The sequence below is a fragment of the Helicobacter salomonis genome (genome assembly GCF_900197775.1).
GTDB lineage: Bacteria > Campylobacterota > Campylobacteria > Campylobacterales > Helicobacteraceae > Helicobacter > Helicobacter salomonis.
In genome coordinates this window covers 62,184-75,723 of record NZ_FZMA01000019.1, presented here as the reverse complement: position 1 = coordinate 75,723, position 13,540 = coordinate 62,184, and the positions used below count along the sequence as shown (strand labels likewise).

The 13,540-nt window shown below is 45.1% G+C and carries 13 protein-coding genes; 5 read left to right on the top strand and 8 right to left on the bottom strand.

Features of this window, described 5'->3' with window-relative positions; genetic code table 11:
* Positions 1 to 8 precede the first annotated feature (8 nt).
* The 4 genes from C6H04_RS04070 to fliY are packed head-to-tail and all read left to right on the top strand — an operon-like array spanning position 9 to position 2,952.
* A complete protein-coding gene (locus tag C6H04_RS04070) occupies positions 9 to 320 on the top strand; it encodes a hypothetical protein (RefSeq protein WP_104695056.1) in 312 nt (103 codons plus the stop codon).
* Complete coding sequence (locus tag C6H04_RS04065; RefSeq protein WP_104695055.1) at positions 310 to 1,020, top strand: RNA polymerase sigma factor FliA; 711 nt, start codon at positions 310 to 312, stop codon at positions 1,018 to 1,020. Before C6H04_RS04070 ends, C6H04_RS04065 begins: the two co-directional genes overlap by 11 nt.
* Positions 1,013 to 2,074 carry a flagellar motor switch protein FliM gene (fliM, locus tag C6H04_RS04060; RefSeq protein WP_104695054.1) on the top strand — a complete coding sequence of 354 codons (1,062 nt, stop codon included), beginning with the start codon at positions 1,013 to 1,015 and terminating at the stop codon, positions 2,072 to 2,074. The genes C6H04_RS04065 and fliM overlap by 8 nt, the downstream gene beginning before the upstream one ends.
* Positions 2,071 to 2,952 (top strand): flagellar motor switch protein FliY, encoded by an 882-nt coding sequence (fliY, locus tag C6H04_RS04055; protein WP_104695053.1) that lies wholly within the window; start codon positions 2,071 to 2,073, stop codon positions 2,950 to 2,952. The genes fliM and fliY overlap by 4 nt, the downstream gene beginning before the upstream one ends.
* Before the next feature lie 151 nt (positions 2,953 to 3,103).
* On the opposite strand, the gene C6H04_RS04050 is transcribed toward fliY, so the two are convergent.
* The 4 genes from C6H04_RS04050 to C6H04_RS04035 are packed head-to-tail and all read right to left on the bottom strand — an operon-like array spanning position 3,104 to position 6,219.
* Entirely contained in the window at positions 3,104 to 3,358 is a 255-nt protein-coding gene (locus C6H04_RS04050; RefSeq protein WP_104695052.1) for a hypothetical protein, read from the bottom strand.
* The gene (gene fliS, locus C6H04_RS04045) at positions 3,327 to 3,710 is read right to left on the bottom strand and encodes a flagellar export chaperone FliS (RefSeq protein WP_104695051.1); all 384 of its coding nucleotides are present in this window, start codon (positions 3,708 to 3,710) and stop codon (positions 3,327 to 3,329) included. The genes C6H04_RS04050 and fliS overlap by 32 nt, the downstream gene beginning before the upstream one ends.
* A gap of 29 nt (positions 3,711 to 3,739) precedes the next feature.
* Positions 3,740 to 5,803 (bottom strand): flagellar filament capping protein FliD, encoded by a 2,064-nt coding sequence (gene fliD, locus C6H04_RS04040; protein ID WP_104732386.1) that lies wholly within the window; start codon positions 5,801 to 5,803, stop codon positions 3,740 to 3,742.
* 26 nt (positions 5,804 to 5,829) lie between these two features.
* Positions 5,830 to 6,219 carry a flagellar protein FlaG gene (locus C6H04_RS04035; RefSeq protein ID WP_104732385.1) on the bottom strand — a complete coding sequence of 130 codons (390 nt, stop codon included), beginning with the start codon at positions 6,217 to 6,219 and terminating at the stop codon, positions 5,830 to 5,832.
* A 203-nt stretch (positions 6,220 to 6,422) separates the two neighbouring features.
* Between C6H04_RS04035 and C6H04_RS04030 the strand changes: the two genes are divergently transcribed.
* Positions 6,423 to 7,817 (top strand): outer membrane protein, encoded by a 1,395-nt coding sequence (locus C6H04_RS04030; protein WP_104732384.1) that lies wholly within the window; start codon positions 6,423 to 6,425, stop codon positions 7,815 to 7,817.
* A gap of 93 nt (positions 7,818 to 7,910) precedes the next feature.
* Here C6H04_RS04030 and C6H04_RS04025 read toward each other — a convergent pair whose 3' ends face one another.
* The 4 genes from C6H04_RS04025 to C6H04_RS07905 all read right to left on the bottom strand — a co-directional run bounded on the left by C6H04_RS04025 (position 7,911) and on the right by C6H04_RS07905 (position 13,536).
* On the bottom strand, positions 7,911 to 8,711 hold the full coding sequence (locus C6H04_RS04025) for an NYN domain-containing protein (RefSeq protein WP_158653011.1): 801 nt from the start codon (positions 8,709 to 8,711) through the stop codon (positions 7,911 to 7,913).
* Positions 8,712 to 8,722: 11 nt separating this feature from the next.
* On the bottom strand, positions 8,723 to 9,841 hold the full coding sequence (gene dnaJ / locus C6H04_RS04020) for a molecular chaperone DnaJ (RefSeq protein WP_104732383.1): 1,119 nt from the start codon (positions 9,839 to 9,841) through the stop codon (positions 8,723 to 8,725).
* A 109-nt stretch (positions 9,842 to 9,950) separates the two neighbouring features.
* On the bottom strand, positions 9,951 to 11,600 hold the full coding sequence (locus C6H04_RS04015; protein WP_104695046.1) for an L-lactate permease: 1,650 nt from the start codon (positions 11,598 to 11,600) through the stop codon (positions 9,951 to 9,953).
* Between the two features lie 85 nt (positions 11,601 to 11,685).
* Positions 11,686 to 13,536, bottom strand: a complete 1,851-nt coding sequence (locus C6H04_RS07905; protein WP_158653808.1) for an outer membrane protein — start codon at positions 13,534 to 13,536, stop codon at positions 11,686 to 11,688.
* Positions 13,537 to 13,540 lie beyond the last annotated feature (4 nt).

Below are 13,540 nucleotides of genomic sequence, written 5' to 3'. Positions count from 1 at the left end.
GTGGTGCCATGAGAGTGGATAACTTTGTAAACTTTGCCATCGTGGGAGGCTTTTTTATCGGGTTGATTCTTTCACTTATCAAATTTGACCAGCCTGAGTACATGCTTTTTGGGACTTTAGTAGCCACAGCGGGCTTTTACATGATCATGCTCTTGTTCGCGTCCATCTTCATGAATTTTGTCTACCCACGCAAGCGTTTCTTAAACAAGGTGGATTTGGAGCGCAAGTTGAGTTCTTTTAACAAAGAGTTTGTGGAAAGAGAGAGAGAGATAGATAGTCTTTTGAAGTACGTGCATAATTATGAATTCGATGAGAAATAAAGTGCTCAAAAAATCTAGTTACGACGCACAAATCCAAAGTTCTCAGGATGCCTTGGCGATTCAATACTTGCCCGCCGTGCGTGCCATGGCATTTCGTTTAAAAGAACGCTTGCCTAGTTGCGTTGATTCCAATGACCTAGTGTCCGTAGGCACTGAGGAGCTGATTAAGCTCGCACGCCGTTATGACACTGCGCTCAACGATTCCTTTTGGGGTTATGCTAAAACCCGAGTCAATGGTGCCATGCTGGATTATTTACGCTCACTGGATATAGTTTCGCGCACTTCTAGGAAGCTTATCAAGAGAATTGATCATGAGGTGTCTAAATATTATAATGAACATGGGCAGGAGCCCGATGATCTCTATTTGGCTCAGACTCTACAAGAGAGTATTGAAAAAATTAGAGAAGCCAAGGTGGCCTCTGACATCTATACTAATGTGCCCATAGATGAGCAATTTAACGCGATTGAACAGGACACTGTTGGTGTTAAGTTAGAGTTGGAAGAACTGATGGCGCACATCTACGATATCTTAAAGACTATGTCTGAGCGCGAACAATTAATCATCCAACTCTATTTTTTTGAAGAGCTTAACCTGAGTGAGATTAGAGAGGTTCTAGGGGTTACAGAATCTAGGATTTCCCAAATCATTAAGGAAGTAATCCGCAAAATCCGTATGAGCTTAGGAGGTGCGCATGGCTGATATTTTAAGCCAAGAAGAAATTGATGCGCTCCTAGAAGTAGTCGATGAATCTGAGGATGTCAACACACTTCAAAAAAAGGAGATCATGCCTCAAAAGCAGATCACCCTTTATGACTTCAAACGCCCTAATCGGGTCAGTAAGGAGCAATTGCGTTCTTTTAGAAGTATCCACGACAAAATGGCCCGCAGTCTTTCGAGCCAGATTTCAGCCATTATGCGCAGCATTGTAGAGATTCAATTGCACAGCGTGGATCAAATGACCTATGGGGAATTTTTGATGAGTTTGCCCAGCCCTACCAGCTTCAATGTGTTTTCCATGAAACCGGTTGGAGGCACGGGGGTTTTGGAGGTCAATCCTAGTATTGTGTTTCCAATGATTGATCGCTTGTTGGGAGGCAAGGGGAGTTCCTATGATCAAACTCGCGAATTTAGCGATATTGAACTCAATTTGCTAGATACAATTTTAAAGCAGGTGATGCAAATCCTCAAGGACATTTGGAATCCCGTCACTGAGTTTTTTCCCACCATTGATGCCAAAGAATCGAGCGCAAATGTGGTGCAAATTGTGGCGCAGAACGAAATCGTGATCATGGTAGTGATGGAGATTTTGATTGGACATAGCCGGGGCATGATGAATTTGTGCTACCCTGTGATCTCTATTGAGGGGATTTTATCCAAAATGGGTAATCGCGATGTTATGCTCACTGAAACAAGCTCCAAGAAGAGTCGTAATAAGGAACTCCAAGCCCTCGTGGGTGGGGCTAGTGTGGATGTGTCGGCATTTTTAGGAGGGGTCAAGCTCACACTTAAAGAGGTTTTGGATCTCGTGGTGGGAGATACAATTCGCCTTAATAAAGTCGCCAATGACACTGTGGTGGTCAACATCGACAAAAAAGAGCGCTATTTAGCTACAGTGGGCTATCAGGGCTATCGCAAAACCATTAAAATCAAGGAAGTCATCTATACGGAAAAAGATAGAGTGAAAGAGGTGTTAGAGGTATTAGAAAATCAGCGTAAAATCAAGATTGGTAATATCAAGAAGGAAGAAGAATGATTGAGGATTTTTTAAAACTCTTTGTCCAAGAATGCACTTCGACTTTGAGTGGACTGCTGGGCAAGAGTCCAGCTGTAGAACTCAAAAATGAAATTTCTGTGGGGGATTTCATTTTTATCGAGCATGCCTCTATTGTAACGCACGTCAAGCCTGAAACCAATGTTACAATTACCTTAGCTGTTCCTGTCCCTATGGCAAGTGCGCTAGCAGACCTGATGATAGGGGGTGAAGGAACTAGCAAAGAAACTTTAGAAACAGATGACTTAGATGCTGTTAAAGAAATCGGTTCTAATATCTTTGGGGCTCTTACCACTGCTTTGCAAGCTCAAGAGGTGCTTCCTAAGCTTTCTTTTGAAGTGAGTGAAGCAATTGATGCCCAGGATGCCTCTTTGCTCGATCCCTATAGCGATGGCTTTGAATTTGGTTTTGAGCTCGATACGATTAAATCCAGCTTCTTCATTTTCTGCGGAGGGGTCTTTTTAGACCTTTTCAAGAAAAAAGTTATTCCTCAAAATACTTCTAAAATTAGACATTCTCCCTCAATGCCTAATTTGCCCGTTGTACCCAAAAGTGAGCGTGCAGAGGGAGATAACCATCTTGAACAGCTGGAAGTGCGCAATATCAATATGCTCTTGGACATCAAGCTCAATGTGAAAGTGCGTATTGGACAAAAGAAAATGATCCTAAAAGATGTCGTTTCTATGGATATTGGAAGCGTCATTGAACTCAATCAGATGGTTAATGATCCACTAGAAATTTTAGTGGACGACAAGGTAATTGCCAAAGGAGAGGTTGTGATTGTGGATGGGAACTTTGGAATCCAGATCACAGACATTGGCACCAAAAAAGAGCGCTTAGAACAACTCAAAGATAGTTGATACGCACTCGCGTCCTCAAACCCCTTTTCAGATATCAAACTCACAAGGTGTCACAAGGAGGTTGCCTCGCGCGTCTAAAGCCCGCAAACAGCCAAACCACATGAGAAGTGTCAAAACCCCGCCGTACGCAGTGCACACGATCCAGACTGACTCAATGTGCAGAAATTTCTAAAAACCTTTGGGCAGCTCTGAGTTGGCGCATTTGCACGCCAAGGGCCTGCTGCTCGTCCTTAAGCTTCTGAAGGGTTTGCAAAATTAGTTCCCGGGCAACTTGAAGAGTTTCTAAATCCGTGCCATCCCCCTCCTCGAAAGGAAAAGCCTCCACTAGAACAGAAGCTTTGGGAAGATCGTCTTCCAAGAGTGCAATCTTAAGCTTATCGACCCAATTCGTGTTGGTGAATCTCACGCCACGCCTCCAAGAGTCCTCGAGCTACACGCATCACCAATCCAATTTTCTCACTATCATTTTCTAAATTCGCTTGAGTGAGCACTTTAATTTGGTGGGTGTAAAGTCCGGTTAGATAAACAGCCACTTCACCCCCGCGTTCATAATCCAAGACATTCAGGAGCTCGGTAAAGATGTCGGTCACTTTATTCAAGTAAAGAATCTTCTTTTCAATGTCTCCTGCTTCAATATAGCGCTGCGCCTGTGCGCAAAACTTCAAAATACCCTCATAGAGCATCTCAATGAGTCTAGCCGGAGACTCTACGGTCACAGAATTTTGTTGGTAAATATTGTATGCATTCGCCCTAAACATCTCTTCCCTTTTCAAGCGTGGTATTGGCGCTAATTCTTCTTAGCGGCAGCCTGATCAATCATCATCTGTACCGTGTTGAAAGACTTATTCGCCCTAGAAATCTGCTCATCATAGGCGGCAAAACGCTCCGCCATGGTGTCATAGCGCGTTTTTAAAAGCTCCATGGCGTTCTCCTTATCCTTTTTCAGGGCTCTGACATCCTGGTTTAAAGAGTCCTCATAGAGTTTCAAACGCGCATTACCACCATCGACTAAATTCGCCAAAACTTTATCTACGCGTTCAAAAATTCCATCTTGGTGAATTTCTTTACCTCCGATGGTCTTATTATCACTTCCATAGAAAAAGTCCTGTGTGCCTTGAGGATCAGCACTGATTGCACTAGAGAGGCGATTTTCATCAAGACTCATTTTGCCATGTTCATCGAGCATGATTCCGTATTTCATCAGGCTATCCACCCCTTTACTGGTAGTGAGCGTAAATGTAACTGCATTGGTTAAGGACGAGCGAATGGTGCGGATATCACTCACTCCATTGAAAATCCCCGCGATTTTAGTGTCGGGATCGTAACGGGTTGTCTCATCTAATTTAGGGATGAGTTCATTATAGGCTTTGACAAACTCTTTTACATTATCCACAATCGCCTTATCATCTCTAGTAATGCTCACAATGGCAGGCTTGCCCGCCTCCGTTGTGCCCAGCAAGCTTAAAGATACCCCATTGATCACATCATTCACTTCATTGGTGGGGCGGGTGATAGTCGCGCCATTATAGGTAAATCTAGCATCCTCAGCACTTTGGAGGTTTTTGATGGCGAAGAGTTCTTGCGCATTAGCATAGGAACGACTGAAACCCTCAGAAAGGCCCAAAGCGCTGAGTCCTAGCTTGCCCTGCGCATCTGCCCCATTCAGGCGCAACTGCCCACTAGCACTATTGAGAACAAGCTTGCCATCATTGCCCACGGAGGCACTGACACCTTCTAACTTACTCAGGGCCTGCGCGATAGCTTGGGCATTTTGCTCGCTAGAATTGCCAGACTTAGTGATCGCCCCCAAGTCCAGGCTTTGACCATTGACACTGATAGTCCCCTTGATTGTCCCTGATTTAGGAGCGGTTACTGCCTTGAGTAAATCCCCCTCCGCTTGGGATTTCTCTTGGATAAAACCCAGTTCACGCGCCTTGTCCCCTCCCACCTCCACAGCCAACCCTCTTTTATCGTTGATGACTAAAGACTTGCCATCATTAATCACCCCTACATTTAGCTGTCCATCCTCCACAAGAGCCTTCGTAGCAGGATTGTCCTCTAAGGCTTTTTGGATCGCCCCGCGTAAAGCTCTATTCTTGCTTTCTATAGAATTCTGTGCACTTAACTCTAGGGCAATGGGAATTTCAAGTGCATTATTGTGTTCATCATAGACTCTGATAAAAAAGTCGTCCTCGGGCTTGGTTTCACTTTTGAGCGCCAAACTGATGGGGGCATCACTACTCAGATGAGAAATCACGTTTGAACCAAAATAGATGCGGTTGTCCGCACCCGTATTTTTGCCATTGATCATCAGCTGATAGGGTTTGTTCCCCCCAGTTTTCATGACAATCCCCATGACATTACCATCAGTGGCATCTGTGATAGCTTGTGCAACATCTCCCACACTCATACCTGCTTTGATGTTCACATCGTAATCTTGATGGTTGGTGTAAAAATGCAAAGTGGTATCGAATTGACTGAAAGCGTCATCGCGAGAGCTAAAATGCGTTCCAACTTCATTGATATCCCCCTGTGCCAAACTCTCCACATCTACTCTAATGTTTTGAATGGGAATGCCAGGACTTACATTTGCCTTGAGCGCGTCGCCAGTTACATTGCTATTGCGCGCAGTGTAAGTAGAATAGTCGCTCAAGGCCTTGGTGGGGGCTCTGAGATTGGAAATGAGGGTCTCAATCTCTATAAGGGCTTTTTGCTTCTCTAGGTTAGCTTCCATTTTTTTCTCAATGGGCTTAACCATCATATTTTCGTCTGCTTTTTTAAGCTTATCAATCACATCATAATTTAGGACCTTACTCCCAAGCCCCAAGGAACTCAACTGTCCTATCGCCATGCTTCACTTCCCATTCTAAGCTCTCTTTAGCCCTTTTTGTCGAAGAGAATCCCTACAATGTCACGCATTTTCTTAGTCAATTTGATCGCTTCCTGCGGAGGAATTTCGCGAATCACTTTACTACCACTATCATTCTTGATCACCACCACCAAACCCTCGATGTCCTCGTTATAGCTGAAGGTGATGTCTGAATGCATGCGTTTCATCTTCTCATTGAGGTCTTTGCTAATCTTCTGCAAATCCTGTTCCCTCAGTTCATGAGCCTGTAGATCATGTGCTTGTGTGATGGGATCATCATCTGGCTTTTTGACTATCTCGTGCTTGAGTGCCTCTGCACCTAAATCACGCTTGCTTGCTGGGTTAACAGGCAAGACATGGGGCTTTATCTCAGAGATGCTAGCGATACCGCTTGACATAGACTCTCCTTAAATACCACTACATCGACACTACCCTTTTATTTTTTAATGATATTTGATGCGATGGCGTGCTAAAAAGGCTTATGGTAAAATTGCAGTATAATGTGATCGCTGGGGTTCCTCTTGGAACATTGTGACAACCGGTTATAGTTGCTGGGGATATTGATAATGCTCCACAGCGCTTTGCATTGGAGGGAAGCGCGATGAATAAAACTACCTTAAATGCCCTGTCTTGGATTGGCATTGGTTTAGGGTCTTTAGGTGCGGAGAGCAATGGCTTTTATACTGATATGGGGTTTGAGTTCTCACGCGTGCAAACCATTGAGCGTTCCAACACCCCTGCCTCTCTTGCGTCATTAGACTCTAATGCCAAGACTTCCATTCTTTATAGCCTCTTTAAACCCGGCGCAAGCAAGGAAAGTATTGCTGCAGCTGCGCACCAAATTGGCATAGTAGAAGGGCTTGTTAAAAATAGTGGGTGTGCCTCGAAGGGATGCCTAGTGAGCAATGCGCAAATGCAAAATTTCCTCGACGCAACGACAGATGCTGCCTCGATGAGTTTGGCAATCTCTGCTCTTTTGGCGGTTTTAAAGGATGTGGGTGCTACATACAATGGAGCTGCTATTTCTTCAGAGAATATTGGAAATGTTTTGTACGACTATATGTCTCGCAATGGAGTAACTGATGGCACCCTACACTCCATCAGAATACCATTTTCTAGCATCATTGATGTTCCCAGAAGACTGACCCCAAGGGAGATTAGGCCTATACGCAGCAGCCTTTACTGGCTCTTTTCTCCCATAGGTCGTGCCAATGCCTCTAGTCTCATGAATAATTTTGCCGGCCATCTTTATGAACAAGATTCCTTTGCGAATCCGACAGTATTTAAGGCCATGCTTGCGAGTGCAGCGCGTATACAACAGGCACAAACAGCTCTTAATGGTGTATTAAAGAGCGATCTGAATAACATGAAAACTTCTGAACCTCAAAAGCTAAGAGAGTTGTTGAGCTATTATCAAGAACTCGACATTAGTCCTGCCACCCCCACTCTTGGGATTTTAAAGCAGTTCATCAATATGGGCAGCAACGATGGTAACATGTATGGTGTGAATATCCAGTTTGGATTTAAGCATTTTTTTGGTGCTAAACGGCGTTTTGGCTTGCGTTACTATGAATATTTTAGTTACCAACATGGCAATAACCATCTGAATGGTGCGCTCAATAATTTTATCTATGGAGTGGGGATTGATATGTTGTGGAATTTCTTTGAGAGTACCAATGAAACCTTTACCACAGGCTTTTTCACAGGATTGATTTTTGCAGGGAGCTCATGGCTGGTGCAGGGATCGAATAATTGGCAGGTTCTCGCGGACAATGTCGAGGATTTAGGAGGGAGTGCACACCTTCGTAAAACTTTTTTTCAATTACCCATCAATGTAGGTTTGCGCACCAACATCGGCAAAGAAGGATTTGAGATTGGAATGCGTTTTCCTGTGATTAATAACACCTATTTTAGAGGCACTATTGGCGGGTTCTCGGAAACTTTGACTTATAAAACTCAGATGAGTGTTTTCTTCAACTGGGTGCACAATTTCTAGGGTAACACAAAGCTTCCGACTATGGGATCTGTGCAAGTGAGCCTTGATAACACTAAACCTCCTAGCTTTAGCTGCGGAGAGTATGTCGATAAACTATTTAAACGCGTCTTTAAGTGGGTTATTAAAAAGCATGAGGCGGTTAGACTTCTCCAAAGATGACTTGGAAAACCCCTTGGGAATCCGAGTTAAAATTTCCTTGATACTTCTGTGGCGCACCCCCGTATTCCCGATTACCTCTTTGAGCGCATTGGGCACAAAGTGATTGCTCTCTGTAATGTGTGCCACAAAAACCTTGCACCCCTCCTGCTTAGCATATTCTAAAGGGGGTACCATATCCGTATCTTTGCTAAAAAGCAAAATGCGATCAGCTAACTCCTTGCAACTTACACGTACCATGTCAGCAGTCAAATAGGTATCCGCTTGCTTTTGCTTCAATCTTGGTTTGATCTTGATAGTTCTGACACTTTTACCAATATCTTTAACATATTCTTCACTATTGCGCTCTTCAAATTCTACCTTGAGCTTTACCTGCCGCACCTCAAAGAATCCAGATAGGCGCATCTCTTGGTTAAAAATTTTAGTGATATCAGACTTACGCCTGGCTAGCTTATATTCCTCAGGATTTTCCTGTTTGTAACTCTCCAACTTGTAGCCATCTTGGCTATGATCTAAGATCTGCCCTTCCCATTCTTTCAGAGGAGTGGAAACATACAGAAAAATCTTATGATCCATTAATTCTTCATCTTCTTCCATGAAAGCTTCGCAAAAGGCACGCAGATGATCCTGATCATTGAAGCGAAAAAACTGCTCTCCAAATTCTTTATGATACCGTTGGATACTCTCCAATTCAATACGCAAATTCTCCCAATCCACAAAAATGGCTAATTTCTCCATCAAATTCCTCGCTATTTTTTCACTAAATCCTGCCACCATCGTTTGACCTTGCCATAGCAAACCTCAAACACGCTTTTATAGGGTTCACTTTGATAGCCAAAGCTCTCATGCAATTTGAGCAATAGTTCTCTTTGTTTGTCATCCAAGCGTTCAGGGTAGACAATCTTAATCACCGCGATTAAATCACCATGGCGCGCGCTATTCACATCCTTCACCCCTTGGTTTTTAAAAATAAATTGCGCGCGATTAGCGGTATTGGGCGGAATCTGAAGTTCTAATTCTTGTTTAAGAGAGGGCACCATAATCGTGCTTCCTAAGGGAATAGAAGTAAAGAACACAGGCACTTCAATGAACACATGCATGCCTTCACGCACAAAATGCTCATCGGCACCCACGAGCGCCTCTAAGTACAAATCTCCGCGCTTTCCAGCTTGGTATTCATTGCCTCGTTGCGCTACACGGATTCGATTGCCTGCATCAATGCCTTCAGGCACATCCAGGCTAAATTCCTCGCTAGCCATCACGAAGCCCTCTCCCTTACAAGACATGCACTTATCTGTCGCAATCTGTCCACGACCTTGGCATCTGGAGCAGGTACTGCTCAAAGTCATAAAACCCTGTTGCACATAGGTTTGTCCCTTACCCTTGCACAGCCCACAAGTACTGAGCTTCCCCTCTTTTGCTCCACTTCCCGAACAATCTTTACATAGAGTTTTATAAATATTTTTAATCGATTTCTTACACCCAAAAACCGCCTCTTTAAAGCTCAGTTCTAAAGACAGCAATGTATCCTTGGGAATCTTAAAACGAGTCTCTGGTTTGCTAAAGCCAAAAGCATTTCCAAAGATAGAATCCTCACCAAAAAAACTCGAAAAAATATCATTAAGATCGCTAAAGTTAGATCCTGCGCGCCCTTCTAACCCCTCTTTCCCATAACGATCGTAAATTTGGCGTTTCTGTTCATCTCCTAAAACACCGTATGCCTCATTAATTTCCTTAAATTTTTCCTCTGCTTCTTTATCACCTAAATTACGATCTGGATGGTATTTTAGGGCGAGCTTTTTATAGGCCTTTTTGAGCGTTTCCTTGTCTGCTCTCTTGTCTACGCCCAAGACTTCGTAATAATCCACGACAACCCTTCATGTGTATTGTAGAAATCCATTCTAGCTCAAAACCCTTAAGCTTCTCGTTAAAGCCCTCCTAGCTCATAACAAGCAGAAAACAATGCCTTAGTTATCCTCAAACATGGGGCACAATTTGGGGAAACATGTAGGCGATAACGCTAATGGCAATTCCCATAAGAACGATAAAGAGAATGGAGTATTTAACCGTGAATTTGAAGAGATCGGATTCCTTGCCCGTTAGTCCCACCGCTGCGCAGGCGATGGCAATGCTCTGAGGACTGATCATCTTGCCCAAGGTTCCACCTACAGTATTAGCAGTGAGGGTCAACACTTCGGGAATTTTAAGGTGATGGGCTGTGAGTTGTTGCAGAGAGCCAAAGAGTAAGTTAGAACTCGTATCGCTCCCTGTCAGGAAAACTCCTACCCAGCCAATGAGGGGAGAGAAGAAAGTAAAGGCCGGACCGGTGTGAGTGAGTGCTAAGGCCATGGTGGCGGAGATTCCGCTGTAATTAGAAACGAAAGCAAAACTGAGCACCAAACCAATGGTGAGAATGGGATAACGCATCTCTTTAAGCGTATCGCCAAAGACATGCACAGCCTCGCTCACCTTAACGCGCAGCACAAAAATACTTAGGATGCCGGCCACAAAAATTGCCGTGCCTACAGTGTTGAGGAGAGGAAGTTTGTAGATGACACCAAAATCCGCGCTTTTACCCTCTATCACAAAGGGCGTGCTTTTAAAAATTTTATGGCTAATGCTTTCAAATTCAAAGTAAAAACTAGAAAAGGCAAGGGGTCCACCCTTGGCAAAAAGGGATTTAAACCAGGGTTGAGTCCAAACGATGATGGCTATAATCAAGATCAAAAATGGAGCCCACGCTACAAAGACTTTGCAAATATGGTGTTGTTGGGTTGTGGGTTGCACTGGTTTGCCATCACTTCTAAAAATGTGCTTGGGTTGCCAAAATTTCAAGAATATCCCGGTGAGCACCAAAGAAACCACGGCTGATAAAATGTCAGGTAATTCAGGGCCTAAATGATTAGAGCTAAAATATTGCGTGATCGCAAAACTCCCAGCAGCGACAAGCACGGCTGGGAAAGTTTCTCTAATCCCGCGCATGCCATCCATCAAAAAGACGATGAAAAAAGGCATCCCTAAACTCACCAGCCATAACACTTTGCCCGTCATGGCCGAAATCGCTGTGGCTGGCACACCCACTGCTCCAGCCATTGCCGTGATGGGGATGCCCACCGCTCCAAAGGCCACTGGTGCGGTGTTAGCAATTAAACATAACCCGGCCGCATAAAGAGGCGTGAGACCCAAACCCACTAAAATAGCTGCCGTGATCGCCACAGGTCCCCCAAAACCAATAGCTCCCTCTAAGAATGCCCCAAAACAAAAGCCTACCAAGATCACCAGAATGCGATGATCAGGGGTGATGGATTGCACACTTTCCTTGAGAATCTCAAAATATCCAGATTTTACGCTGAGTTTGTAGAGGAAGATGGCGGCGATAATAATCCATGCGATGGGCCAGAGACCATATAAGAAGCCATAGACAAAACTAGCGCCCACCATCATTACTGGCATTTTGTAGATCGTGAGCGCAATCAGCACGGAGAGTGCTACACTCAAAAATGCCGCGACATATCCTTTGAGCTTGAACACGATCAAGGAGACAAAAAACAGCGCAATAGGCAAAACCGCTACCAGTGCGCTCAACCATATACTACCCCCTATAGGGGCATAAGTCTGGTGCCACATACAATACTCCTAGAGAAATTACCCTAAGTATAGCATGGGGTTCAGGGGGGAGGGGGGCGAGCGCCCCCCTTAGAGCGATACTTCCCTAGAGACTGTAAACATAATTCACAAAGACGGACACATTGCGCTTGTAGCTAATATCAAGACTCTGTTCACCTCTTGTACCCTTAAGATAGCTGTCCATCAATAGGGGAATGCGCAGACCCACTTCAAAGCCGTGGTGTTTGCTCAGATTACTTCGAAAGCCAATATTTAAGGGGATTTGAAAATAGGTAGTGTGTTGGCTTACCTGCCAGTTCTGATCTTTCATGAAGCGGGCAAGGGTTTGGTAGGCGTGGGCGTTTTTGAGAAGCCAAGTGCTACCCGCCAACATAAAGCCCACGAACACCCCCGTGGTGTAGTGCCCCTTAGCACTTTCATAGAAGTTATAGAGCGCATCCATCCCTGCGCCATAGACAACATTGCTCAAAGGCGTGCTACCTATGAGTGCGCCGTATTGGTAGCTAAAACTTCCATAATAACGCAACCCTACGCGTTTTTTCTTACCAAAGAATTGTTTATAGCCCAGTTGAGCGTTCACTCCATACAAATTTCCATTGACCTGACCACTCCGCATGGTGCTCAGAGTAGTGGCAACAGATGAGAGCGCAAGCAAACTGGGGTTGTTGCTGGCATAGGTCTTGAGCTTGCTTTGTGTGGCTTGTAGATAGGCTAATAGTGTACCTAAGTCTTGAATCGCTTTGCCCTTAGCTTGCCGGCTTTGCGGACTTAGATTCTCTGGGGGTGTTGAGGCGAGCAAGCCATCTGGTCTTTGAGCATGGATGGCAGTGGTCGCAAGAGTGTTGAGCAAGCTCCGTTGTAACTGCTCCACTTGCGCGATGAGTTGGCTTAAATTAGCCTGTAGACCGGCTACATCATGGCTTGTGGTGGAGGCCAAGCTATAAAAGCCCTTGAATGTGTCTTTGAGGTTTTGAGTGATATTAGGATTGCCTGATACCTCGCTAAAGAATTTGTTTGTCCCAGCCACCAAAGAGCTCACCGCCGCAGCGTCATCTGCACCGCTGTTTTTCACAAGGGTTAAAAGCGCGTGGGTGTTGACTTGTAGAGTGTTTTCTTGATCGGCTTGATAGCCCCCTACAGCTCCCTGCACGCTGTCCCCATCTATCAAAGCCTGTAGGTAGGTTTTAGAAGCGAGAGAGGGGGCGCTATTGCCCGTTTGTGGGCCTGTGTTTTGGGCACTATTGTCCCCTGCGCCCTTGTTCCCTATGCTGGGTTGTTGGGGTGGCATTTTCCCTTGTGCACTAGGATTTTGCGGGACTTTCCCTTGTGCGGCATTTCCCCCTGTATTGGGCTGGGGGGCTGTAGCTGTGGTGTTAGGATTTGAGGGCGTTTGCACGCTGGGGGGCATGGGGTTTTGAGGCTTAGGAACTTGGATGATTGGAGGCTTGGGGGTGTTTTGGGCACTATTGTCCCCTGCGCCCTTGTTCCCTATGCTGGGTTGTTGGGGTGGCATTTTCCCTTGTGCACTAGGATTTTGCGGGACTTTCCCTTGTGCGGCATTTCCTCCTGTATTGGGCTGGGGGGCTGTAGCTGTGGTGTTAGGATTTGAGGGCGTTTGCACGCTGGGGGGCATGGGGTTTTGAGGCTTAGGAACTTGGATGATTGGAGGCTTGGGGGTGTTTTGAGTGCTGGGATTTTGGGGCAGAAATGTGGGGGTTTTTTGGGGCTTTTGCACATTGGGTTTATTGGGCGTGGGGTTAAAATCTGGGCGTGCCCAAATGGGGGGTTTGGGAAAAGATTTCCCATCTGGAGTGCAGCAGTAGATTACATCGGTACGCTGAAAACCATCCTTATCCACATCCGGGACATCGGCGTTTAAAAAGGGCGCGCTAAGAGCTGTGCTTAAACTGAACGCGAAGTGTTTGTAAGAAGACATGGCG